Origin of the sequence: Aliarcobacter lanthieri, assembly GCF_013201625.1 — a bacterium.
Lineage (GTDB): Bacteria > Campylobacterota > Campylobacteria > Campylobacterales > Arcobacteraceae > Aliarcobacter > Aliarcobacter lanthieri.
Map to the genome: position 1 here is coordinate 1,637,989 of NZ_CP053839.1, position 25,212 is coordinate 1,663,200.

The 25,212-nt window shown below is 28.0% G+C and carries 29 protein-coding genes; 4 read left to right on the forward strand and 25 right to left on the reverse strand.

Annotation, left to right across the window (positions count from 1 at the left end):
- Positions 1-21 precede the first annotated feature (21 nt).
- The 25 genes from ALANTH_RS08265 to ALANTH_RS08385 form a co-directional block, all read right to left on the reverse strand.
- On the reverse strand, positions 22-1,227 hold the full coding sequence (locus tag ALANTH_RS08265) for a mechanosensitive ion channel family protein (protein ID WP_026804749.1): 1,206 nt from the start codon (positions 1,225-1,227) through the stop codon (positions 22-24).
- A 49-nt stretch (positions 1,228-1,276) separates the two neighbouring features.
- Positions 1,277-2,197, reverse strand: a complete 921-nt coding sequence (locus ALANTH_RS08270; protein ID WP_026804750.1) for a manganese-dependent inorganic pyrophosphatase — start codon at positions 2,195-2,197, stop codon at positions 1,277-1,279.
- A gap of 80 nt (positions 2,198-2,277) precedes the next feature.
- A complete protein-coding gene (locus tag ALANTH_RS08275; RefSeq protein ID WP_026808108.1) occupies positions 2,278-2,877 on the reverse strand; it encodes a lactate utilization protein in 600 nt (199 codons plus the stop codon).
- 5 nt (positions 2,878-2,882) lie between these two features.
- Complete coding sequence (locus ALANTH_RS08280; RefSeq protein WP_026808109.1) at positions 2,883-3,386, reverse strand: asparaginase domain-containing protein; 504 nt, start codon at positions 3,384-3,386, stop codon at positions 2,883-2,885.
- Positions 3,373-4,779, reverse strand: coding sequence for an aspartate ammonia-lyase (gene aspA, locus ALANTH_RS08285; RefSeq protein ID WP_026804753.1), 1,407 nt, complete (start codon positions 4,777-4,779; stop codon positions 3,373-3,375). The genes ALANTH_RS08280 and aspA overlap by 14 nt, the downstream gene beginning before the upstream one ends.
- 69 nt (positions 4,780-4,848) lie before the next feature.
- Complete coding sequence (locus ALANTH_RS08290) at positions 4,849-5,544, reverse strand: 5'-methylthioadenosine/adenosylhomocysteine nucleosidase (RefSeq protein ID WP_026804754.1); 696 nt, start codon at positions 5,542-5,544, stop codon at positions 4,849-4,851.
- On the reverse strand, positions 5,537-6,466 hold the full coding sequence (gene fabD / locus ALANTH_RS08295) for an ACP S-malonyltransferase (protein ID WP_026808110.1): 930 nt from the start codon (positions 6,464-6,466) through the stop codon (positions 5,537-5,539). Before fabD ends, ALANTH_RS08290 begins: the two co-directional genes overlap by 8 nt.
- A 125-nt stretch (positions 6,467-6,591) precedes the next feature.
- A complete protein-coding gene (locus tag ALANTH_RS08300; protein WP_026808111.1) occupies positions 6,592-7,200 on the reverse strand; it encodes an FKBP-type peptidyl-prolyl cis-trans isomerase in 609 nt (202 codons plus the stop codon).
- A 12-nt stretch (positions 7,201-7,212) separates the two neighbouring features.
- Complete coding sequence (locus tag ALANTH_RS08305; protein WP_026804757.1) at positions 7,213-8,151, reverse strand: tetratricopeptide repeat protein; 939 nt, start codon at positions 8,149-8,151, stop codon at positions 7,213-7,215.
- A 4-nt stretch (positions 8,152-8,155) separates the two neighbouring features.
- Complete coding sequence (locus ALANTH_RS08310; protein ID WP_026804758.1) at positions 8,156-8,680, reverse strand: OmpA family protein; 525 nt, start codon at positions 8,678-8,680, stop codon at positions 8,156-8,158.
- Between the two features lie 138 nt (positions 8,681-8,818).
- Complete coding sequence (gene tolB / locus ALANTH_RS08315) at positions 8,819-10,087, reverse strand: Tol-Pal system protein TolB (RefSeq protein WP_026808112.1); 1,269 nt, start codon at positions 10,085-10,087, stop codon at positions 8,819-8,821.
- Positions 10,088-10,091: 4 nt separating this feature from the next.
- Positions 10,092-10,823 carry a TonB C-terminal domain-containing protein gene (locus ALANTH_RS08320; protein ID WP_026804760.1) on the reverse strand — a complete coding sequence of 244 codons (732 nt, stop codon included), beginning with the start codon at positions 10,821-10,823 and terminating at the stop codon, positions 10,092-10,094.
- A 2-nt stretch (positions 10,824-10,825) separates the two neighbouring features.
- On the reverse strand, positions 10,826-11,215 hold the full coding sequence (locus ALANTH_RS08325) for a biopolymer transporter ExbD (protein WP_026804761.1): 390 nt from the start codon (positions 11,213-11,215) through the stop codon (positions 10,826-10,828).
- A gap of 3 nt (positions 11,216-11,218) precedes the next feature.
- Positions 11,219-11,713: a MotA/TolQ/ExbB proton channel family protein gene (locus ALANTH_RS08330; RefSeq protein ID WP_228282870.1), complete on the reverse strand. Its 495-nt coding sequence runs from the start codon at positions 11,711-11,713 to the stop codon at positions 11,219-11,221.
- A gap of 71 nt (positions 11,714-11,784) precedes the next feature.
- Positions 11,785-12,162, reverse strand: a complete 378-nt coding sequence (gene atpC, locus ALANTH_RS08335; protein ID WP_026804763.1) for an ATP synthase F1 subunit epsilon — start codon at positions 12,160-12,162, stop codon at positions 11,785-11,787.
- A gap of 24 nt (positions 12,163-12,186) precedes the next feature.
- Positions 12,187-13,581 (reverse strand): F0F1 ATP synthase subunit beta, encoded by a 1,395-nt coding sequence (gene atpD, locus ALANTH_RS08340; RefSeq protein WP_026808114.1) that lies wholly within the window; start codon positions 13,579-13,581, stop codon positions 12,187-12,189.
- A gap of 20 nt (positions 13,582-13,601) precedes the next feature.
- On the reverse strand, positions 13,602-14,486 hold the full coding sequence (gene atpG, locus ALANTH_RS08345; RefSeq protein WP_026804765.1) for an ATP synthase F1 subunit gamma: 885 nt from the start codon (positions 14,484-14,486) through the stop codon (positions 13,602-13,604).
- A 10-nt stretch (positions 14,487-14,496) separates the two neighbouring features.
- Positions 14,497-16,014, reverse strand: a complete 1,518-nt coding sequence (gene atpA, locus ALANTH_RS08350; RefSeq protein WP_026804766.1) for a F0F1 ATP synthase subunit alpha — start codon at positions 16,012-16,014, stop codon at positions 14,497-14,499.
- A 21-nt stretch (positions 16,015-16,035) separates the two neighbouring features.
- Positions 16,036-16,566 carry a F0F1 ATP synthase subunit delta gene (locus ALANTH_RS08355; RefSeq protein WP_026808115.1) on the reverse strand — a complete coding sequence of 177 codons (531 nt, stop codon included), beginning with the start codon at positions 16,564-16,566 and terminating at the stop codon, positions 16,036-16,038.
- Complete coding sequence (locus tag ALANTH_RS08360) at positions 16,566-17,081, reverse strand: F0F1 ATP synthase subunit B (RefSeq protein WP_026804768.1); 516 nt, start codon at positions 17,079-17,081, stop codon at positions 16,566-16,568. Before ALANTH_RS08360 ends, ALANTH_RS08355 begins: the two co-directional genes overlap by 1 nt.
- Before the next feature lie 10 nt (positions 17,082-17,091).
- Positions 17,092-17,514 carry a F0F1 ATP synthase subunit B family protein gene (locus ALANTH_RS08365; RefSeq protein ID WP_026804769.1) on the reverse strand — a complete coding sequence of 141 codons (423 nt, stop codon included), beginning with the start codon at positions 17,512-17,514 and terminating at the stop codon, positions 17,092-17,094.
- A 106-nt stretch (positions 17,515-17,620) separates the two neighbouring features.
- Entirely contained in the window at positions 17,621-18,475 is an 855-nt protein-coding gene (locus ALANTH_RS08370) for a ParB/RepB/Spo0J family partition protein (protein ID WP_026804770.1), read from the reverse strand.
- 19 nt (positions 18,476-18,494) lie between these two features.
- Positions 18,495-19,271, reverse strand: a complete 777-nt coding sequence (locus tag ALANTH_RS08375) for a ParA family protein (RefSeq protein ID WP_026804771.1) — start codon at positions 19,269-19,271, stop codon at positions 18,495-18,497.
- On the reverse strand, positions 19,268-19,903 hold the full coding sequence (locus ALANTH_RS08380; RefSeq protein ID WP_026808116.1) for a biotin--[acetyl-CoA-carboxylase] ligase: 636 nt from the start codon (positions 19,901-19,903) through the stop codon (positions 19,268-19,270). Before ALANTH_RS08380 ends, ALANTH_RS08375 begins: the two co-directional genes overlap by 4 nt.
- Positions 19,904-20,020: 117 nt before the next feature.
- A complete protein-coding gene (locus ALANTH_RS08385; RefSeq protein ID WP_026804773.1) occupies positions 20,021-20,332 on the reverse strand; it encodes a F0F1 ATP synthase subunit C in 312 nt (103 codons plus the stop codon).
- 151 nt (positions 20,333-20,483) lie between these two features.
- On the opposite strand from ALANTH_RS08385, the gene ALANTH_RS08390 reads away from it, so the two are divergent.
- The 4 genes from ALANTH_RS08390 (at position 20,484) to ALANTH_RS08405 (ending at position 25,209) form a co-directional block, all read left to right on the forward strand.
- Complete coding sequence (locus ALANTH_RS08390) at positions 20,484-21,464, forward strand: AsmA family protein (RefSeq protein ID WP_026808117.1); 981 nt, start codon at positions 20,484-20,486, stop codon at positions 21,462-21,464.
- A 79-nt stretch (positions 21,465-21,543) separates the two neighbouring features.
- Positions 21,544-22,893: an imelysin family protein gene (locus ALANTH_RS08395; RefSeq protein ID WP_026804775.1), complete on the forward strand. Its 1,350-nt coding sequence runs from the start codon at positions 21,544-21,546 to the stop codon at positions 22,891-22,893.
- 10 nt (positions 22,894-22,903) lie between these two features.
- A complete protein-coding gene (locus ALANTH_RS08400) occupies positions 22,904-24,259 on the forward strand; it encodes a di-heme oxidoreductase family protein (RefSeq protein ID WP_228133203.1) in 1,356 nt (451 codons plus the stop codon).
- A complete protein-coding gene (locus ALANTH_RS08405) occupies positions 24,259-25,209 on the forward strand; it encodes an imelysin family protein (RefSeq protein WP_029888379.1) in 951 nt (316 codons plus the stop codon). The genes ALANTH_RS08400 and ALANTH_RS08405 overlap by 1 nt, the downstream gene beginning before the upstream one ends.
- Positions 25,210-25,212 lie beyond the last annotated feature (3 nt).

Consider the following 25,212-nt stretch of genomic DNA (forward strand, 5'->3'; position numbering starts at 1 on the left):
ATTTGCTTTGACTTAAAATAGTTAATTATATTGATAAGACTTTATCCCAAAATCACCTAAAACAGAGTATATATGATCAAAAATATCTGACTGAATATTCTCATAATCTATCCAAACTGTTGTTGATGTAAAACAATAAATTTCAAGAGGAATTCCATACTCACTTGGAGCTAATTGTCTAACCATAATTGTCATATTTTTATTTATATTTGGATGATTTTTTAAATATGTTTCAATATATGCTCTTAAAGTTCCTATATTTGTAAGCCGTCTTCCATTTACACTAACACTTAAATCAAAATGATTTTTTTCATTGTATTCTTCTATTTCATCTCTTTTTTTCTTTAGATATGGAGCTAAGAGATTTGCTTTTTCAAGTCTTTTTATATCATCATCATTTAAAAATTTTATACTATTTATATCTATTTTTATTGCTCTTTTTATTCTTCTACCACCTGCTTCTCTCATACCTTGCCAGTTTTTAAAAGAATCTGATACAAGTGCATAAGTTGGAATTGTTGTAATTGTTTTATCAAAATTTCTTACCTTTACAACATTTAATCCAATATCTATAATATCTCCATCTGCACCATATTTTGGCATTTCTATCCAATCACCCACTTGAACCATTTTATTTGTAGATAGTTGTAATCCAGCTGTAAATCCCAATATTGTATCTTTAAAAACCAACATTAAAACTGCTGACATTGCTCCAAGTCCACTTAAAATAGCAACTGGTGATTTATCCATTAAAATAGAAATAACATATATAAAACATATAATTCCAAAAATTAATTTAATACTTTGAATTACAGTTTGCATAGCAAAAAATGGTGTTTGAGTTTTAATATATAGAGTTCTGAAAATTTTATCAATTAAAGAGTATATAGCTAATAGTCCAAAAATACTTATCCAAACAAGAGATATAGTAAGTAATGTTTCATAAATATACCCTTCTTCTACCCAAATAGTTGTTTGCCAATATACAACTAAACCTTGAAAAACTAAAGCTAATCTTTGAAATAAATTTGATTCTAATAAGCTTGAAGTTAAAAAATTTCTATTCTTTTTATTAATCTTTTTTATACTTTTTAAAATAACTTTATGCAGTACAATATGTATAACAATCGCAGTTACTGTAATAATGATTAAGATTGAAATACTCATAGTTAATAAAGTTGGTTCAATTCCAACATCTTTTAAAAATTGTATTAAATGTTTTTTCATTTTTTCTCCTAAAGGTAATTTTTAATATAAAGCCTTTAGGCTTTATATTTTATGCAAATGCAGGTTCTAAAAAAGGAATAATCTGTTTTTTTCTTGATAAACAACCATCTAACCAAACTTTTCCATTTTCAAGTTTACAGTTAAATGCTTTTTCAAATATAGAAGTATCTTCACTCGTAACAAGTACCTCACTACCTTCTTTCATAATATCTGTTAAAAGTAATGCTACTGTATGTAAATTTTCTTCTTCTTTTACTTTTTTAATATCAGCCATTAAATCATCTTTAATTGCATCAAATACACTTCCATCTACAACTTCAAGTTGTCCAACTCCAACTTTATTTCCATGCATATCAAAGTTTTTGTAATCTCTCATTACAAGATCTCTTATTGGAGTTCCAATAACTTCTGATTTCACTTTAAACATTTCCATACCTAAAGCACCATAATCTTCAATTTCTGCAATTCTTGCTAATTCTCTTACAACTTGAATATCAAGTGGTGTACATGTAGGAGATTTAAAAATAACTGTATCAGATAATATAGCACACATCATAATAGCTGCAATATTTTTTGGTATTTCAACTTTATGATAATCATACATCTCTTTTACAATTGTATTTGTACATCCAACAGGTCTTATCCAACACTCTAATGGAGCTGAAGTCGTAATATCTCCTAATTTATGATGATCAACAATTCCAACAATTGTTGTTTTGTCTAAATCTTTTGGAGCTTGAGCAATATCTGAATAATCTGTTATAAAAAGTTCATGTCCAGCAAAAGAAGCTTTTATTTCTGGTAATTCAAATCCAAATTTATCTAAAATAAATTTTGTTTCTGGATTTGCTTCTCCTTGTCTTGCTGGGATTGCTGGTCTTCCTATTTCGTTTAGCAAATGTGCTAAAGCAATTGCTGAACAAATAGAATCAGAATCTGGAATAATATGCCCACATGTATATAAAGCCATAGGTGTATCCTTTTTATTTGTTAATTTTGGGCAATTTTATCTAAAAAGAAGTTATTTTACTTTTAAGTCAATAAATAATTTTAATATCCTAAATCTTCATTAACTAAAATAATGATTATTCTTCCTTTGTCATCATCAGCTTTTAACCAAGTAAATTTATTTGCAATATTATCCAAATTATATTTAGGCTCTTTTCCAAAAGAAATTGATTTTTTATTCATTCTATCTATATTCTTAACCACTGCAACATCCATTACTCTTTTAAAACCATCTTCTAAAGTATCAACTATTTTATTTTTTCCAATAATCAATAAAACATTTGTAGGTCCATAACAAAGAGCAGCTACTCTATTTCCACTACCATCTGCATTTACTAACTTTCCATCTTTTGTTATTGCATTTGTACTAGTTATAAAAATATCACTAATTAAACCTAATTTTCTTCTTTTAATATTCTCATCCATAGAAATACCAGCTTCATACTGGTTATATAAAGTAATATTTTTATTATTAACTAAAAAATCAAGTAAACCTATTTCCTGTACACTCATACTTCCACCTAATCCTACACTCATATTCGGTTTAATATAAGTTTGTGCTAAAAATAAAGCTTCTTCTTTATTCTTTACAAAATTTGCATCATAACCACAAGATTTTAAAATATTTAAAAATTCTTTCATATTAATTATTCCTTAATTAAGAATTGACCTATTTCTCTATTTTTTACAAGATTATTATAATTTTTTATACTTCCATGCATAGATATATAAATTCCATTTTCTATTTTAGAATTTAAAAAACCTATTGCACTAGAAAAATTCAATGTTGCTTCAACTTTATTTATAGAAATAGGAACCATAGCTCCAGTTAAAACTATATTTTTATTTTTTATATATTTATCTATAAAAGAAGCTGTTAAATTCATAGTATCTGTCCCATGTACTATAATGATATTTTTATTTTCACACTCTTTTATAGTATTAACTATCAAATTTCTATCATCATCATTCATATCTAAGCTATCTTTAGAAATTATATTTAAAACTTCAAAATCAATGTTATATATATAACAAATAATTTCATCTAAAGCTAAACTATCATTTGGAACTTCCAACAATCCATTTAAAGAATTGTATCTTTTATTGAAAGTTCCACCTGTATTTATCACTGTAATTTTAGATTTTATCATAGTTATGAACCATATTCTTTGGTTGAAGTAACTCTTCTAATTCCTCTTTTGTAAATAATTCTTGTTCTAATAAAATATCATAAACTCTTTTTCCAGTTCTTAAAGCTTCTTTTGCAACAGCTGAACTTTTTTCATATCCTAAAATTGGATTTAATGAAGTCACTAAAGTTGCAGAATTTAAAACATTATTCATACAAATTTCTGGATTAGCAGTAATTCCTTTTATACATTTTTCAGCTAAACTTTCAAAAGCTCTTCTCATCATATTTATAGAAATAAATAGTTTATATGCAATAATTGGTTCAAATACATTTAACTGTAATTGTCCATGTTCACTTGCCATTGAAATAGTTACATCAGCTCCTATTACATCAAATGCAACTTGATTTACAACTTCAGGCATAACTGGGTTAACTTTTCCAGGCATTATAGAACTTCCTGGTTGCATTGGAGGAAGATTTATTTCATTTAATCCTGCACGTGGACCTGAACTTAAAAGCCTTAAATCATTACATATTTTTGATACTTTTATAGCAATGGATTTAAATCTTCCAGAAATTTGTACAAAAGAACCAGTATCTTGAGTAGCTTCTATCATATCATGTGCTTTATAATAATCTGTTCCAGTAACAAGTACTAAATTTTTAATTACCAGTTCCTGGTATTCTGGCTTTGTATTTATACCTGTTCCTATAGCAGTTGCTCCAAGATTTACTTCGCGTAACATATTTTGAGCTTTCGAAAGTCTTAAGATATCATCATCAATCATACTTGCATAAGTTTTAAACTCTTGTCCTAAAGTCATAGGAACAGCATCTTGAAGTTGAGTTCTTCCCATTTTTAGAATATCTTTAAATTCAACTGCCTTTTCATAAAAAGCATCTCTTAAAATTTTAAGGCTATCTTGTAATTTAAATATTAATTCATATAAAGTTATTTTTATTGCTGTTGGGTAAGCATCATTTGTAGATTGGCTCATATTTACATGATTATTTGGATGAATAATATTATATGAACCTTTTGGGTGTCCTAAAATTTCTAAAGCAATATTTGCTATAACTTCATTTGCATTCATATTTGTAGAAGTTCCTGCACCACCTTGTATTGGATCTACAATAAACTGATCATGAAATTCTCCAGAAATAATTTTATCGCAAGCCTCTACAATAGCATTTTTTTGAAGTTCACTTAAATCACCTAATTCAAAGTTTGTTAAAGCGCAAGCTTTTTTTACTTTTGCTAAAGATATTATAAAATTTGGGAATAATGAAATTCCAATTGTAGTAATATTGAAATTCTCTCTAGCTCTTAAAGTTTGAATACCATAATACTTATCATTTTCTATCTCTTTTTCACCTAAGAAATCTTTTTCAATTCTGTATAAATTATCCATATAAATCCTTTAAAGTGTTTAAAGAAAGTATAGGATATATCTACAAAAAAAAAGCTTATTAAGAGTTTATTACTTAATAAGTTCTTCTACTATTTTCATTATATAATCAGCAGAATTCTTTGCACTCATTTGTAAAAATTCATCAAAATCAAATCCTGCATCCATATCAGCACTATCTGAAATCGCTCTTAAAATAAAAAATGGAATATTTAAAGCATCACAAACTACAGCAACACTTGCACCTTCCATTTCTAAAGCATCTGCATTAAAAATATTCTGAATAAAATCTTTTCTCTCAGATGAATGAACAAATTGATCACCAGTAGCAATAGTTCCTTCTATTACTTTTAAACTATTTTGAACTGCAACTTTTTTAGCAATTTGTCGTAGTTCTTCTGAAGTTTCAACAAAAATCTTTCCACCTGGAACATAACCATTTTTATGTCCAAAAGCTGTAATATCTAAATCATGTTGACAAAGTTTATTAGCAATTATTAAATCACCAATATGTAAATTTGGATTTATTGCTCCTGCAACTCCTGAAAAAAGTAGAGTATCACAAGAAAACTTTTGAATCATAGTAGAAGCAGTAAGACTTGCAAAAACTTTTCCTATTTTTGAATAAGCTATTACAATATTAAGACCTTTATAATTTACCTCATAATATTTATTATCTGCATATTCTACAATATTTATATTATCAAAATATGATAAAAGAGGTTCAATTTCTTCTTCCATTGCTCCCATAATAGCTAATTTAGTCATTTAATGCTCCTAAAGTTTCTTCTAATGTTTTCATATCTGATACATTTAAAGTTGGTTTATCTGTTGATTTTTTATTTAAACCTTTTAAAACAGCACCATTTCCAAATTCAATAAATAAATCAACTTTACTAGCATTTGATTTAATTGATTGCTTGTATTTTACTGGACTTACAAGTTGTGAAGACAAAAGTTCTATTGCCTCATCTTTTGTTGTATAAGACTCTGCACTTACATTTGCAATTACAGGAGAAAATTCATCTAATAAAAATTCTTGTAAATATGGTTTTAAATTTTCAACTGCACTTTGTAGAAGCTCACAATGACTTGCAACACTCATATCAAGAACTAATGCTCTTTTAGCTCCAGCACTTTTAAATGTATCAACAAGACTTTCTAAATCTGCTTTTAATCCAGCAAGAACAAGTTGTCCATCCATGTTATAGTTTGCTGGCCAAACTTTTTTTCCAGAAGCTCTTTGTTCTTTACATATTTTTTCAACTGTTTCATCATCTATTCCAACTAAAGCCATCATACCAGCACCACCACCACTACAAGCTTCATTCATAAAAATTCCTCTTTTATTTACAAGCTCTAATGCATCTAAATAATCAATCCCACCAGCAGAAACAAGAGCAGTAAATTCTCCTAAAGAGTGCCCTAATACAAACTCTGGTTCTATTTCACATTTTTCTTTAAAAATTGTAAGAGCAATAGCACTCACAAGTAAAATAGCTGGTTGTGTAAACTCTGTCTTTCCTAAGTTATCATTTTCCTCAAACAAAAGTTTTTCAAAATCAATATTTAATCTTTGACTTGCTTTTTTTACCATATCTTTTGCAATTTCACTATTTTCAAAAAAATCTTTTCCCATTCCAATAGTTTGACTTCCTTGTCCAGGGAAAATAAAAGCAACTTTTTTCATAATAAACCTTTTTTTAAATTTTGATTAAAAACCATATTTAAAGACTCCAATTAAGCCCTTAAAAATAGTTTTGCCCAAATGTAAACATACACTTGGGCAAATACTAAACTATATTTTATTAAAAATTAGTGGCAACCACATCCACCATGTGAGTGACCATGTCCTGTTCCACATCCACCATGTGAATGTTCGTGATCATCTCCACTTGCGCATCCGCAACCACCATGTGAGTGACCATGTCCGCCACCTCCACAACAACCACCAGCCATTGCAGCCATTCCACCAACAACACCAGTTTGAACTTCTTCTTCTGTTGCATCTCTCAGACTTAGAATAGCAACGCTAAACATTAAAGTTCTTCCAGCCATTGGATGGTTATAATCAATAGTAACTTCATTATCATTAAAAGATTTAACTACAACTTGAACTGTCTCTCCATGTTCACCAGTTCCATATAAACTCATACCTTCAACTAATTCTATACCAGCAAACTGCTCTTTTGGTAAAGTTTGGATAGCTTCATCATTGTACTCTCCATAAGCATCTTTTGGCTCAACCAAAACATCTGCTTCTTCATTTGCTGTCATATTAACTAATTTATCTTCTAAACCTGGAATAATTTGACCTTTTCCAGAAATAAATTCTAATGGAGCTTGACCAACATTTGTATCTAATTGCTCACCAGTTTTTGCGTCTTTTAATGTATATTCTATACCTATTACTTTATTTGACATATTTTAATCCTTTTATAATTTTGATAAATTTGCTTTCGCAGTTTTTGCTTCTGAACTTTTTGGATAAAGTTCTATTAAAGTACTATAAAAATTTTTAGCATTTTCTTTATCTTTTATATTTTCAAATGATATACCACTATTTAGCAATAGTGATGGCATATAAGAAGCTTTGTCATTTAATATAGCTGATCTTTTATAATACGTAATTGATTGATCATATTTTTTTCTTTTAAACCACATTTCACCTAAATAATAGTTATTCTCAGCTGGTTTATAGTTCAATTCTACAAGTTTTTCAAATTTAGGTATAGCATTTGTATAAAGTTTTGAATCAAAATCCTTTTTAGCCTCAGACATAAGTTTTGCTCTTGCCTCAGCTGTTTTTAAATCTCCAAAACCAGAAGTTGTATCTGTTGTTGTAACACTATCACTTTTATTTTCTTTCATATTTGTAGGATTTGATTGTGGTGTTTTAATCCCCATAGCTTTCTTTACAGCCTCAAATTCTTCTCTAGTAACAAATTGTTGCATATTTTTCTCTAATTCACTAGAAGATACATATTCTGCATTTATTTTATTTACTAATGTTGTCAATTTTGTAATAGCAGCTTTCAAATTGTTTAAATCTGATTCATTTATATTTGAAGCTGGCTCGTTAGAAGCTAAATCTGAAGATTGATTTAATTTTAAAGATAAATCATTTAATTTTTTTGAATCACCTTCATATGTAGATTCTAAGCCCTCTAATCTTCCATTAATAGATTTTACTAAACTACTAACTTCATCGAGTTTAGAAGATAAATCACTTATATTTGATTGGTTTTTTAAGATATGTTTCTCAGTAGATGTTAGTCCATAAGAACTGTCTGATTTTGCTCCTCCATAAACCGAAACCTCTTCGGCTACGGTTAATGAAGATATTACTAATAGTAATGGTAGAATTTTTTTCATCAAATTATTTTTCTAATTCGTGCTCAACTCTTCTGTTTTTTGCCCAGCACTCTTTTGTTTTTTCAGTACAAACAGGATTGCTTTCACCTAAAGAAACCATAGTAATATTAGTTGAAACACCATTTGCTACTAAAACATCTTTAACAGCATTTGCTCTTTTTAAACCTAAAGCATAGTTATACTCATCACTTCCCCACTCATCTGTATTTCCAAATACTTTAATTGTAGTATCTGAAGAAACTTGAGATAATTTAGAAGCATTGTTTACAGCTTTTTCTTTATTTGTAGCAGTTAAGCTATATTTATCGAAATCAAAGTAAACATGTTCTATTAAAACTCTTTGTCCATTAATCATATAGTAGTTACCATTTCCAGCTCTTTCTAATAAAGTACCATCTTGGATTGGCGCTTCAGTAGTTACAGACTCAGATGGAGCAACAACATCATTTACATCAGCATTTTTTTCACTACAACCAGTAGTAAATAGTAAAGCTGAAACTAAAACAGAATAAAGACCTAACTTTTTCATTATTTTTCCTTAAAATAAAATTTTCAAGAAATATTACTAAACTAAAACTTAATTATTGTTTATATTTTTTTGTTTTATGTGTATAATAAAAGGGGATTTTACAAAAAAGGGAAGATTAGTTAATAATCTCCCATTTTTCTACCAATCAATAGATTGAATTCTCTTACCAGAAAGTGGAAATAAGAAAGATTTATTATGTTCTAATCTAATAATACCAATTGAACTTGCTTCTCCAAATGTTTTAATAAATAAAACACTTTCTCCATCTGGAGAAAATTTAGGAAATTGATTTACTCCACTTGAAGTTAATCTTTTTAAGCTATCCGATCTTGTAGATATAAGATATAAATTAAAACTCTTACCTAATTCATTACTAGCATCTTTACTACTAAATATAATATTGTTACCATGTGATGTAACTGAAGAGTTGTTGTTACTATGAAAAACTAATCTTTCAACTGCTGTAGAACCAATACTCTGAGCAAAAATATTTGGATTCCCTAATCTATCAGAAACAAAAACTATTTTTGAATCATTTTCTACAAACTGACCACCTACATCAATTCCACTATACTTTGTAATTTGTGTCTTAGATTTAGTTTTTGTGTTATATAAAAAGATATCTGGTTGTCCATTTGGTGAAGCAGTAACAAGAATTTTAGAACCATCAGCATTTACATCAGAACAAGCAAGCATTCCATCTGAATCCATAATAACTTCTTTACTTCTATTATATATATTTAATTTAATTAAAGTTGGTTTTTTATAATTATAAGATGTATAATATATAGTTTTTTGTTCTTTATCTGCCCATTTAGGGAAAATATTTAATCCACCAGTTACAACTCTTTTTTTATAAGTTAAAGTGTAATCCCCTATCATAATATCAGCTTTATTAGGACCATCATATACTGAGAAAACTACAAATTTATCCATCCAAGCAATACTTGGTGCTTTAAAATGATCGTTAATTGATATTGCTGCTTTATGAGCTAAAAATACAAATCTCTCTTCTAAAGATGTTGTATAATTTTTTTCTAAAACTAAAGCTCTTGAATTTATATCATAAAGCTTTGTCATTAAAGTATAATTACCACCTGCTTCTTTTTTAGCTGATAAATTAATATATAGATTTATCCCTTGATTAGATAATCCTAAAATATCTGGTAAGCTGTCATAAGCTGTTAAGCTAGTAGCACTAGATACTTCAAAATGTCCACTAACATTGAAATCGTCTACTAAAGCTTTACGAATTTTACTTAATGTATCTTTTTCCAAAGAATCTGGTGCAATAGAAACCACAACCTTTGGTAAAATCATTCCTTTTTTTACAATATCTAAATGACCATCAACTTCTGCAAAAAGAGAACTTAACATTAAAGATATAACTAAAAATATTCTTAACATAATTTTATCCTTCAAATTTAAAATCAACTGAATATCTTACACCCTTTCCATTTGGTGGTATAGGATATGGTACTCCTTTTTGAGTATCTAAATACGATCTTAAGGCTTCATTATAAGCCTCATCTTTTGATTTACTCTGGAACTTATAATCAAACCTTCCATTTGCATCAACCATTACAATTACTCTTGCTACAATAGTTGTATCATAAGAAATTGGAGCTCCAGCTTGTAATATTTCATAAAGTTTACTACCATAATCATCATTGGCATCACCTTTAGCAGAACTTTTAACTTTTGAATCAGTTGTAGTTTTTTCATCTTCTAAAAGTTTATCTATTTTAATATTTGATGATTTTTTCTCTTTTTCAAATTTAGATTTAAATCTTTTTGGATCAATAGATTTCTCAATATTATTAACTTCTTCTTTTACAACTTTTGGAGCAGTCTCCTTAACATTTGCAAATAAAGATTTTAAATCTGGTTTTTTTTCATTTGAAGCTGAAGTAGATTTTTCAACTACTTCTTCTTGCTTTATAATTTTTTCTACTTTTCTTTCAACCATTTTCTTTTCAGCTACTTCCTCTATCATATCTAATTCTATAGTTGTAGAATTAGGTGTAATATTAATAGCATCTTTGTTTGGAGTAAAAATATAAAACATTACAAGAAAACATATAAAAAAATATATTGAAAAAGCAATAATACCTGAAACAATAAAAGAAGAATTATTTTGCATCTTTACCCATCTGTAACTAAAGCTACTTTAAAAAAGCCTGCTTCTTTAACTGATTTTAATACATAAACAATATCATCATATTTCAAGCTTTTGTCAGCTCTAATATGTATAGGTGTATTTTGATCTTTACCTCTTGAAAATAGTAAAAAACTATCTGCAAAATTCGATATCTCAACTTTATTTTTATTTAATGTAACAACTCTATCTTTTGTGATAATAATATCAATTTTTTGAACATCTTGAACTTGTTGTGACTTACTTCCAGTTGGAAGATTTATAGGTTCTTCAAACTCAATTACTGGTGCAGTAACCATTAGTATTGCTAATAAAACTAGCATAATATCAACTAAAGGAGTAATATTCAAATCTGGCTTTTGATTAAAATCAAACACTGGTTACCCTTTAGCTACTAAAATTTCTGATTGAGCTTTTAGAAAAATATTTAATTCATAAATTTTTCTTGAAAGAATTTGATGGAATGTATAAGCGAAAATTGCAACAAAAATACCGGCAGCTGTTGCTACTAATGCTTCACTAATTGCTGGTGCTATAATAGAAAATGAAACTTTTGATTCATTTGCAAATACAGCAAATGATTCTAATATTCCAATAACCGTTCCAAAAAGACCAATAAATGGTGATGTTGATGATATTATGGCAAGCCAAGAAATACCAACACTAGCATCTTTAATAATATTAATTTCACAAGCATGTAAAATCTCTTTAGATGTAGAACCACTTGAACATTGATTTAATAATGATAATGGTGAAAATCTACCTTGTCCTGAAGTTAATGATTCCAAAGCTCTTTTTTCATTTGATATTAACCTATTCAATGCACTATTTCTATAGAAAAATATCCAAAAAACAGCTACTGTATAAGTTGACAATAGCGCTAAAACTATATAAGTTATAGCGCTACTATTTGCCAAATAATTTAGTAATGTAGAAATCATATTTTTTATGCAAACGAGTTGATTTTTGCTTCAACTGCAGCTAAAGATACACTAGAATCTTTCACTGAATTAACTAACTCTTTTGCTGCTTCAATATTTTTTGCTATTTCTGAATCTTTTCCAGAAGTTAATGCAATAGCTCCATCAACTAATACATCAACTGATTGTTCATCTACTTTAACATGTCCCCAATTAATAGCAACAGCTTCTGTAGAATCAATTTTTTCAATAACAATTACTCCAACATTTAGAGTCGATACTAATGATGAGTGTCCTGGAAGTACTCCAAACTCTCCCTCTTTTCCAGGGAGAGTTACACTTTTAACACTCTCATTAAAAATCGTTCCAGTTGGAGTAACGATTGATAATTTAATTGTATCCATAAGTTTTTTCCTTAATGGTATTTATTATTTCATTTTCTCAGCTTTTGCTAGAACCTCGTCGATTCCACCAACCATATAGAATGCCATTTCAGGAATGCTATCATATTTACCATCTAGAATTCCTTGGAATCCTGCAATAGTATCTTTTAATTCAACATATTTACCTGGGCTTCCTGTAAATACTTCTGCAACGAAGAATGGTTGAGATAAGAATCTTTCAATTTTTCTAGCTCTTGCAACAATAAGTTTATCATTTTCAGATAACTCATCCATACCAAGAATAGCAATAATATCTTGTAAATCTTTATATTTTTGTAATACAGATTGAACACCTCTTGCTGTATTATAATGTTCTTGTCCAATAATATCTGCACTTAAAATTCTTGAAGTAGAATCTAGTGGATCAACTGCTGGATAGATACCTTTTTCAGCAATTTTTCTATTTAAAACTGTAGTTGCATCTAAGTGAGCAAAAACTGAAGCAGGAGCTGGGTCAGTTAAGTCATCAGCTGGTACATAAACAGCTTGAACAGAAGTAATAGAACCTTTAGAAGTTGAAGTAATTCTTTCTTGTAATTTCCCCATTTCTGAAGCAAGTGTTGGTTGGTATCCAACAGCTGAAGGAATTCTTCCTAAAAGTGCTGACATTTCAGAACCTGATTGTGCAAATCTAAAAATATTATCGATAAACATAAGAACATCTAGTCCTTTTTCATCTCTAAAATACTCAGCCATTGTAAGACCTGTTAATGCAATTCTATTTCTTGCACCTGGTGGTTCACTCATTTGCCCATAGCACAGTGCAACTTTATCTAAAACGTTTGAATCTTTCATTTCGTGATAAAGGTCATTTCCTTCTCTTGTTCTTTCACCAACTCCAGCAAATACTGAATATCCAGAGTGTTTAAAAGCAACGTTATGTATTAATTCCATAATAATAACTGTTTTACCAACTCCAGCACCTCCAAATAGTCCTACTTTTCCACCTTTTGAGTATGGAGCAAGTAAATCAACTACTTTAATACCTGTTTCGAACATTTCAGTTTTTGTTGATTGCTCTTCAAATGTTGGAGCTGATCTATGAATTGACCATCTTTCAACATCAGCAGGGATAGCAGCACCTTCATCAACTGGATCACCAATTACGTTGAAAATTCTTCCTAAAACTGCTTCACCAACAGGAACTTTAATTGGTCCACCAGTAGCTATACACTCTTGACCTCTAACTAATCCTTCTGTCATATCCATAGCAATAGTTCTTACTCTGCTATCACCAATATGTGCAGCAACTTCTAATACTAATCTATCTTTAGTAGTATCAGCTAATGTAACATCAATAGCTTCATTAATTTCTGGTAAGTATCCATCAAACTCTACGTCTACAACTGGACCCATTACCTGAATAATTTTACCTTTCATACGGGCAACTCCTTATTAAATTATTTTAATGCTTCAACACCACTGATAATCTCTATCAGCTCTGTTGTAATTGCAGCTTGTCTTGCTTTATTATATTCAACTGTTAAACTATTAACTTTCTCTTTTGCATTCTTACTTGCAGCTTCCATAGCTTGCATTCTAGCACTATGTTCAGCAGCTAAAGAATCAATTAATGCATAATACATATTGAAATCAATATATTTTTCAGTTAATTCTTTTAATACTTCATCATCATCGTCTGGTTCAATATTTAACATAGAAGTAGTTTCAGTAATTTCAACTTCCTCTAAACTAATTGGTAATAATTCTCTTACTCTTATCTCTTGAGATAACATATTTAAGAAACCATTATAAACAATTATTATTTTATCAGTAACTTCATTTTTAAAATCTTCAACAACATCATGAATAAAACTTGCAGCTTTTTCATAATCTGGAGCAGAAGATAGTTCAATTGCTTTTTGCTCAATAGTTTGACCTTGGAAAGAGAAGAAATCAACTCCTTTTCTTCCAGCAGCTCTTAATCTAACTTTTACACCTTTTGTTTCATATTCTGAAATCAATTTACTAACAGTCTTAATTGTAGACATATTAAAACCACCGCAAAGCCCTTTATCAGCAGTTACAAAAACAATATCAACTGTTTTTGGATTATCATTTTGTAAAAATGCTCTACCAATATTTCCTTCATCTTGAACTTTGCTAACCCGTGCTGCAATATCAGAAAGAACTTCATTTATCTTTTGAGCATAACTTCTAGATTGTTCAGACAATTGTCTTGTTCTAGTAAGTTTTGCTGAAGATACAAGCTTCATAGCTTTTGTAGTCTTCTGAGTATTTTTAACACTATTTATTTTTAATTTTATCTCTTTTAAGTTAGCCATAGACTAATCCTTAATTTGCATTAAATACAGTTTTAAACTCTTCTAATGCAGCTTTTAATTGTGCTTCCGTATTATCATCAATTTTTTGACTTGATTTAATTGCATCTAAGATATTTGAATATTTTTGTTCAATAAATGTATGTAATTCAGCTTCAAATCTAACAACATCTTTAACTGCAATATCATTTAAGTACCCTTTAGTACCAGCATAAATAATTACAATTTGTTTTTCGATCACAAGTGGTTTATTAACACCTTGTTTTAATACTTCAACCATTCTTTGTCCAAGTTCTAACTCTCTTCTTGTTGCTTCATCTAAATCTGATGCAAACTGAGCAAATGCCTCAAGTTCTCTATATTGAGCAAGTGAAAGTTTTAATGTACCAGCAACTTGTTTTGTAGCTTTAATTTGAGCAGCTCCACCAACTCTTGATACAGATAAACCAACGTTAATAGCAGGTCTAATTCCTGAGTTAAATAGATTTGTTTCTAAGAATATTTGTCCATCAGTAATAGAAATTACGTTTGTAGGAATATAAGCAGCAACATCTCCTGCTTGAGTTTCAATAATAGGTAAAGCTGTTAAAGAACCAGCACCTTTTTCATCACTCATCTTTGCAGCTCTTTCAAGTAATCTTGAATGTAAATAGAATACATCTCCTGGATATGCTTCTCTTCCTGGAGGTCTTCTTAAGATTAATGACATTTCTCTATATGCAACTGCATGTTTTGATAAATCATCATAAATAATTAATGCATGTTTTCCATTATCTCTAAAAAATTCACCCATTGTAACACCTGCATATGGTGCTAAAAATTGTAATGTTGATGAATCAGCAGCACTTGCATTTACAACAATTGTATAATCCATAGCTCCTGCTTCTTCAAGTGTTCTTACAACTGATGCTACTGAAGATGCTTTTTGACCAATTGCAACATAAATACAAATTACATTCTCACCTTTTTGGTTTAAGATTGTATCAATAGCAACTGTAGTTTTACCAGTTTGTCTATCTCCAATAATTAACTCTCTTTGCCCTCTTCCAATTGGAACTAAAGCATCAATAGCTTTGATACCAGTTTGTAATGGCTCATGAACTGATTTTCTTGACATAATACCAGGAGCTTTTTCTTCAACAAATCTTGTCTCAGTTGCAACAATAGCACCTTTACCATCAAGAGGCTCACCTAAAGCATTTACTACCCTTCCAACTAAACCATCTCCAACTGGAACTTCTAATAATTTTCCAAGTCTTTTACAAGATGTACCTTCTCTTAATCCAGTTCCTTTTCCAAGAACAACAACACCAGCAGAAGATTCTTCTAAGTTAGAAGCAAGACCTTTCTCACCGTTTTCAAACTCTACAAGCTCACCAGCCATAACATTTTTAAGACCATAAACTTGAGCAATACCATCTGCATAAGAGATAATTTTACCAGTTTCGTTTACATCTACATTTAATTCAAAGTTATCAATTCTCTCTTTTATAATAGAACTGATTTCATCAGCTTGAATTTTTGCACCCATTCAATTTCTCCTTTATAAGTTCTAAACTGCTTTTAAAATATGATCGATTAACTGCGATTTTAATCTATCTTTAGAGAAAGATATCTCAACACCTAGTCCATCAATATCAACTTTAATACCATCATAACCACCAACTTTTTGTGATAATGAAAGTTTTACATTAAATTTTTTACTAAATTGCTCTTCTATTGAAGATATATAATTACTTGGTAATTCTTCATTAGTATATACTACACCAATGTAACTATTATTCATTTTTGCAATTTGAATTTTTAAATCATTTGCAATTAATGGTAATAAGTCTAATCTTCTTTTTTCACCAAGTAGTTTAATAAAATTATTCAAAGCACTATTTGCACCAGTAACTAAAGATATAACTAAAGTTGTTTTATCATTTTCACTAACTTCTGGTGAAGTAATAATTGATTTGAATTTATCACTATTAAACGCTGAAGAGATTTCATTTAATTTTTCACTAATTTCTGTAATAGCTTTTAGATCTCTTCCATCTATTAGAGCTTTTACATATCTTTTTGCTACTAAATCTCTCATTATGCTACCTTTTTAAGAACAATATTTACTAACTCATCCTGAGATAATTTAATATTGTCTGATTTTAATAACTCATCAAGAATTTCAGCAACAACTTCTTTTTTAGCTTTAGAAATCTCAACTTTTATCATCTCATCTAAATTTTTATTTAGATTAGCAATATCAGAATCAATAGCTGTTGTAACTTTTTGTTTTATAGAATCTACATCAGCTTTTGCACTTTCAATAATTTCAGCAGCAATCTTCTTTGCATCATCTAATTTTTTTTGAGCTTCAGTAACTCTGTCTTTAGAAGCTTTTAAGCTATCTTGAACTTTATCAAGTTCAGCTTGAATTCCTAAAGTTCTATTAGCAAAAAATGCCTTAATTCTATGTGCAAGTAAATACCATAAAATTGCAGCAAATATTACGAAGTTAAAGGTTCTTTGACCAATATCAGTCTCAACCTCACCTTGACTTGCAAACAATGCAACTGGAACCATAGCTATAGCTAATAGTAGTAATACTCTTTTCATTCATTCTCTCCTAAATTGAACTAAGCTTAGCTTTTAAGCTTTGGTTAAATTGAGGCATTGATGATAATAAAGAGGCTTTAAGTGCACTTGTTTCTTCTTGTAAGCTTTTAGCAAATTCAGCAGATTTTGCTTCTAAATTTAATTTAGCACTTGCAAGTTTAACATCAGCACTATCTTTTGCTTCCTTATAGGCTTGCTCTCTAATAGCAGCAGCTTCTCTTTTAGCTTTAGCAATAATATCATTTGCCTCAACTAAAAGCCCATCAACATCAGCACTATTAGATTTTGCATCTTCTAAATCTTTTTTAATAGATGCAGATCTTTCGTCCATATGTTTTAATAATGGTTTAAACAAGCAACTGTTTAGTCTAGCAACAACTAAAAGAAAGATGATACCAGAGCTAAGCAATAGTACAGGACTTATGTCTAACATTCATTCCTCCATATTTTTACAGTTTAGTTTAACTAAAACGTTTCAATTTTAGCAAAAATATCTATAAAAAAATATTAAAATGGAAAATAAAATTTATTTTTTGATTTTATTGTATATTAAAGTAACTAGCTAATCTATCTATATCTTCTTGAGAGTTAAATTCAATCTTAATATAATTTTTATCTATCTTAGCTTTTATTTTATCATTTTTGAGTATTTCAGTAAAAGATTTTAATGATTTTATATTATAAGAATTTATTTGGCTTTCTTTTTTAGGTTTTGGCTTATCTTTTTCTTTTAAATCTTTTATCAATTTTTCAGCTTCTCTTACTGATAGTTTTTGACCAATTATAGTATCACAAACCATTTTTTGTTCATCAACATTTAGACCTAACATAATTTTTGCATGACCTGCTGTTAGTTTATCTGTAGCTAAAAATTGTTGTACATAAGAACTTAATTGTAATAATCTCAAAGTATTTGTTATAGAAGTTCTACTTTTAAAAACTTTTTTTGATAATTCTTCATGAGTAATATTATGTTCATTTAAAAGTTGTGCGTAACAAAATGCTAATTCTATAATATTTAAATCATCTCTTTGAATATTCTCAATTAAAGCTAATTCTCTTAGTTTTAATTCATCTTCATTTACAATAATAGCTTTTATTTCTTCAATATTTGCTAGTTTATGAGCTCTTAATCTTCTTTCTCCAGCTATTAGAGTATAAGTTCCATCATTATCTTCAACTACTACTATAGGTTGAAGTAAACCATGTTCTTTTATAGAATCACTTAGTTCTTGAAGTTTTTCTTCATCAAATATTTTCCTTGGCTGATTTGGATTTGGTTTTATTAAAGAAACATCTATTTTTGCAATACCAGAATTCAAATTTCCACTTGAATTACCATAAGCTGTTTCAACTTCACCTAATAACTCTCCTAATCCTCTTCCTAGTGCCATATTACTTCCTATTAAAAAATTATCCTATAATTGCTTTTGCTAAATTTGTATATGCTTTCGTTCCTATTGAAGCTGTATCATAAAGCATAATGGGTTTTCCAAAACTTGGACTCTCTGCAAGTTTTATATTCCTTGGAATAACAACATAAGAGTCATCATCAATTTTAAACAGTTTATTCTCAAAATGTTGTGCTAAGTCTGCAAAAACTTGTTTTGATAAATTATTCTGAGAACTATACATTGTAGGTAAGAATCCTCTTATTTGTAAACTTTTATTAATAGTTTGTTTTACAAGTTTTATTGTATTTAATAATTGTGCAAGTCCTTCTAAAGCAAAAAATTCACATTGTATTGGTATTAAAACTGAAGTAGAAGCTCCTAAAGTGTTAATTGTAATTGGTCCAAGTGCAGGTGGTGAATCTATGATTATATAATCATAACTTGCTTTAACTGTATCAATTTTTCTTTTTAATACAAGTTCTCTCTCTTTTGTATTTTTGTAGAACTCTTTTTCAATTCCTACAAGACCAATATTTGAAGGTGCAACTTTTAAATTCTCTATTTCAGAATCTAAAATAATTTCTGCTAACTCTTTTGTTCCAAGCATTACATGATAGATATTGTACTCATACGTATCTCTATGAAATCCTAACGATGTTGTTGCATTTGCTTGTGGATCTGCATCTATTAGTAAAACTTTTTTACCATCTAGTGCTAAAGCTGCACTTAAATTAACTGCAGTTGTAGTTTTACCTACACCACCTTTTTGATTTGCTATTGAAATAATCTCAGTCATCTTAAACTAAATACCTTTTTATCTTCAATTTGTATAGATCCATCGCTATTTAATATAGCTTTCTCAAGCGATACTTTTATACCATCGATAGTTGCTTGAAAAATTTTAGATTTTGTAAATTCTAACTTAAATTGACTAAAAATTTGCTTCCATAAAATCTTTTTATCTAATTTGTAAAAATATATTTTTAAAAGTTCATCAATATCAACTCTTATATCAAGATTTCCATAGTCATTAGAAACTTTAACTAAATTTAATCCTATTCCACAATACAATAATTCATTTGTTGTTGTTGTAATAGCCCCACCTATTTTTTTATCTTCAAAATAAAAATCATTTGGCCATTTTATATAAACTTTTGAACCAAAATCTTTTAAAACAATTTTCAATATATATGTAAAGTATATAGATGCACTTTGTAGCGGTAAATCTTGAGGTAAATCAGATTTTTTCATAACAAAAGAGAAAAATAAATTTCCTTTTTCTCCAATCCAAGAATTTCCACGACTTCCAATTCCATTTGTTTGATAAGTTGTAAATATACACAAAGGATTTTTGTATCCATTTACTTTTATATAATCTTTAATATAATTTTGTGTTGAGTCAACTTCTTTTAATTTTATAATTTCCATTTGTAAATTATATATAACATTATATTAAAACTTTAGATTAATATGACTTTTATAAAATAAGCATAAAAAAGGCTAAGAAGAAACTTCTTAGCCTTTAGAGTTATAAGTCTGTAATTCCTATAGGAATGGATTTGCATATAATGCAATCATAGCAATAACAAGTGCATAAATAACTTGAGCTTCAATCATAGCTAAAGCAATGAACATTGTTGTCATTAATTTTCCACCAAGACCAGGATTTCTAGCAGTTCCAGCAATAGTTGCAGCAGCAGTATTACCCATACCAATAGCTCCACCAAGAGCAGCTAAACCTAATCCAATACCTGCAGCAACTACAGAGTAAGCTTTTAAAGTTTCATTTGCAACTGCACCATCAGCAGCAAAAGCAAAACCAGCGATAGCTAGCATTAAAAGAACGATTTTTTTCATTCTATTTTCCTTTTATAAAATATTATTTGCAAAGTCTGTTCGGCTTGCGTATCCCTACTTAACACTTTGACAGCTGCAATTTTATTTCAAGTAAACTAAAAATAAGCTAAATTTAATATAATTTTTGAAATTTTTAATTAAAAGGTTTACTATGAAAAAAATATTTTTATCTATATTAATATTATCTTCTACTTTACTTGGCATTTTTTACATTGTCATTTTTACAAAAATTGGGAACCCATATATTTCAAAATATATTGAAAATACTATAAATAATAAACAAAATAAATTTAAATTTAAAATTGATAACTTTGAGTTAAAAATAAATAAAATAAATATTACTGCAAATATAGATGAACTTTCAAAAATAAATTTATATGGTGATATATCTTTATTTGATTTAAAGTCAAAATTAAATTACTCTTTAGATATTCATGATTTATCAATATTTAATGATTTAATAAATACAAAATTATATGGAAATTTAAAAACAAATGGAATATTAAATATAGATATAAAGGAATCCAAACTTTATGGGATATCAAATATTTTTGATGGTAAATTAAACTTTCTTACTCAAAATAAGAATTTAAAATTAAATTTAGAAAATGCAAATTTAAATGACATATTAAAAACTTTAGATAAAAATATATTTTTTAATTCAAAAATAAATTTAAGTTTAGATTATAATCTCTTAAATAAAAATGGAAACATGAATATAAATTTACCTAATGGACATTTTATTAAAACAAATTTTACAGAATTAGTAAATAATTTTTCAAAAATTGATTTAACAAAAGAAATTTACCAAAATACAAACATATCTAGTATTATAGATAATAAAAAAATTACAAGTAATATCTTAATGATTAGTAAAAATAGTGAAATTTCTTCTGATAAAACTTTTATTGATTTTGATAAAAATTATATTGATGGAAAATTTAATATAAAAATACAAAATAAAGAATTTAGTATTGATTTAAAAGATGATTTGAATAATCCAACAATAAGAATTGATTTAAAAAAGGAAATTGAAAAAAAGATAAACAAATTAGAAAATAAACTTGATAAATATTTAGATAAAAATGAGAACAATAAAGAGCTAATAAAGGGCATTATGAAGCTATTTTAATAATAATTATTACTAAAGCAAAATCAAAGCTTTTTTTTGCTTTAATTTCATATAGAATTAATATAAAAGGAAATAAAAAATGAAAATTGCAAAAAGATTTTTAATAAGTTTATCTGTAACAGCTGCATTAGCATTAAGTGCAAATGCAACTTCTCCAAAAGATACAAATAAAACTGTTGTTTCTACTAAAGCACCTATTTTAGAAGCTTATGCGAATATAGCACTTGATAATTATAGTGATGCAGTAAAAGATGCAAAAGCTTTAAAGGAAGCTATTGATAAATTTGTAGCAAATCCTACTCAAGAAAATCTTGATAATTCTAAGAAAGCTTGGTTAGAATCAAGAGAATCTTATGGTTCAACAGAAATTTTTAGACTTTCAAATGGTCCAATTGATGCAGAAGATGGTTGGATAGAAAAAGCTTATGGTTCTTTAGAAGGGCAAATTAATGCTTGGCCTCTTGATGAAAATATGATTGATTATACTATAGATGCAGATGGTAAATTAACTTCTGGAAATATTATTGATACAATTGGAAAATTTAATCCAGGAGGAGAAGATTCAACAGAAGTTGATGTAACAAAGATTACAATTGAAGCTTTAACTGAACTTAATGAAAATGGTGGAGAAGCGAATGTTTCTACAGGATATCATGCAATTGAATTTTTATTATGGGGACAAGATCAAGATTATAACAACTTTTTAGAAGACAATATTACAAAAGGAGCTATGGTTGCAGGTCTTAGACCACTTTCTGATTTTACAACAGATAAAAATGCAAAAAGAAGATTAGAATATTTAAGTGTTGTAACAGAAAAACTAGTACAAGATTTAGAAATAGTTAAAAGTGCTTGGGAAAAAGACATAAATGGAAATGCGGGGCTTTATAGAGCTGCATTTTTAGGAAAAATAAAAGGTAAAAACAAAGATAAAAATATCTCTAAAAAAGAAGCTTTAAAACAAATTATTGCAGGAATGGGAGTATTTATCAAATCTGAACTAGCAAATGAGAGAATTGCAGTTGCAGTACTAACTCCTAGTGAAGAAGACGAACACTCTTGCTTCTCTGACAATACTCATAGAGATTTAGTAAAAAATTATGAAGGATTTAAAAATATTTTAACTTCTACATATAATGGTAAGAAATATGGAGAAGCTCTAATTGATTCTTTAAATAAAGAAGATAAAGATAGAGTTTTAAAACTTATGTCTGATATTGAAGAGAAAATTGAAAGTGTTGATAGAATTGCAAAAACTGAGGCACATTTTGATTATCAAATTAGACCAGATCATCCACAATCAAAAGTTTTAGTAAAATTAAAAAATGAGTTAAGAAAACTTGGTGATGAGATGATCAGCGTTGCAAAAGCAAATAATATAAAATTAACAGAAGATGATGTTACTGATCCAGAAGAAACTCAACTATAGAAATAACTCTTTGAAAAAATTTATTTTATCAAATAGCCTTGTTGCAATATTTTGCACAGGGCTTTTTGCATTTAATATTCAAGATAATTATATATCAAATATAAAAGATAATAAACTTTTATTAAATTCAATTAATGGATTAAATGATGATGAATACGATAAATTTATGCTTGGAAGAAGTTTTTTTTCTATTCCATGGGTAAAAGCTCCAAGTATTACAACAGCGAGGGATGGTCTTGGACCACTTTTCAATGCAAATAGTTGTATTTCCTGTCATCCAAAGAATGGAAGAGGAATTCTTTTTTCTTCTGATAATATCGCTTCAAGGTCAATTGTTGCAAGATTATCAATAAAATCAAATGATAGTCTAGAACATAAAAATATTTTAAAAGAAAAAGGGTATATTCCAGAACCTGTTTATGGAAATCAATTAGCAATAAATGGTATATTCGGTGTAGATTTTGAAGGAAAAATAGATATTGATTTTGAAGAGAAAGAGATTATATTTCCAGATGGAGAAAAACAAATTTTGTTAAAACCTAAATATAGTTTAAAAGAACTCAATTATGGAGAACTGCATAAAGATAGTATAGTATCTTATAGAATAGCACAAACCTTAAATGGTATGGGATTAATTGATTTAATTTCAAATGAAGATATTCTAGCAAATGAAGATTTAGAAGATAAAAATGGTGATGGAATTAGTGGAAAAGCAAATTGGGTATATTCAAATATTACAAAAAAAATAGAACTAGGAAAATATACATGGAAAGCAAGTGTTGCTTTTTTAAAAGAACAAGTTGCATTTGCAGCATCAAATGATATTGGATTAACTACAACTATTTTTAAAGATGAAAATTGCACAAAGTTTCAAAAACCTTGTAATGAAGCACCAAAAGCAAAAGATATAGATTTACCAGATAATAGACTTGATGCAATAACTTATTATTTAAAACACTTAAAAAGTTATAGTTCTAAAAGAACAAAAGAGTATGAAGAAGGTTTAGCTATATTTGACTCAATATCATGTTCAAAGTGTCATATTAGTAGCTTTAAAACAAAATTAGGTTTTGATATTTATCCATATTCAGATTTTTTACTTCATAATATGGGAGAAGAATTAGCAGATGGAAGAGTTGAATTTTTAGCAAATGAACAAGAGTGGAGAACAGCTCCACTTTGGGGTTTATCTTTACATGAAAAGATAAATAAAGAAAAACCTAGATTACTTCATGATGGAAGAGCTAGAAGTTTTCAAGAAGCAATTTTATGGCATGGTGGAGAAGCAAAAAATGCAAAAGAAGCATATATGAATCTCCCAAAAGAACAAAGAGAAAAATTAATTAAATTTTTAGAGGAGTTATAATGAAAAAAATATTCTTAGTATTTGTATTTTTAGTTTCATCTGTTTTTGCAAATGAATCTATTTTTAATAGTGTTATAAAAAATGTATCAATACCTGATACACAAAAAGCAATAGATGATGCAAAAAAATTACAAAATAATCTCACAAATAGTAATTTTAAAGAATTTATAAAGTCTTGGAAAAAAGTAGAAGCTATATATTTAGCAGGAGAAATAGATAGTGACTATTTAGATACGCCAAGATATATTGATGTTTTCAATAACTTAAAAGAAGATTTAAATTCTCAAATGCAAAGAGTAATAGAAAGTAAATCTGATGTAAAAACTGCTTTATTTAAGAACTCATTTAAAACAGTTAATGCTTTAGAATATGTCTTATTCTCTTCACAAAAAATGAATGATAGACAAACAGAAATATCAAAAGAAATCTTAAATTCTATTATTTCAAAATTAGAAGAAATCAAAGAAGTTTATGAAAGCTATTTAAAGAATAGTGATGGTGAAGAAGATGAAATTGAATATAATGCAAAACTAATAAATACTTTAATAGCTTCAACTTATAGATTAAAAGAATGGAGAATTGGAAATCCTGGGGGATTCTCTGTAAAGTATAAAAATGATGCTAAAAACAATAGAGCAGAATATTTTTTAAGCCAAAGTTCTTTTGATGCAATAGATGCAATATTTGATGCACAAAGAGAATTAGTTTCAAACCAAAAATATTCAAATCTTGTAAATTTAGCAAAAAGTAAAAATGCAGCATCAGATTTAGAACTTGTCTCTTTAAAAATAGATGAATCTAAAAAAGAATTAAAAAATCTAAAGAAAGATGATTTTTCAGATTCAAAAAAACTTTTTGATTTATCTTCACAAATTCATGATTTATACTATATTACAATTATAGAAAAATTGGGACTTAAACCAAATATTTTAGATGCTGATGGAGATTAAAAT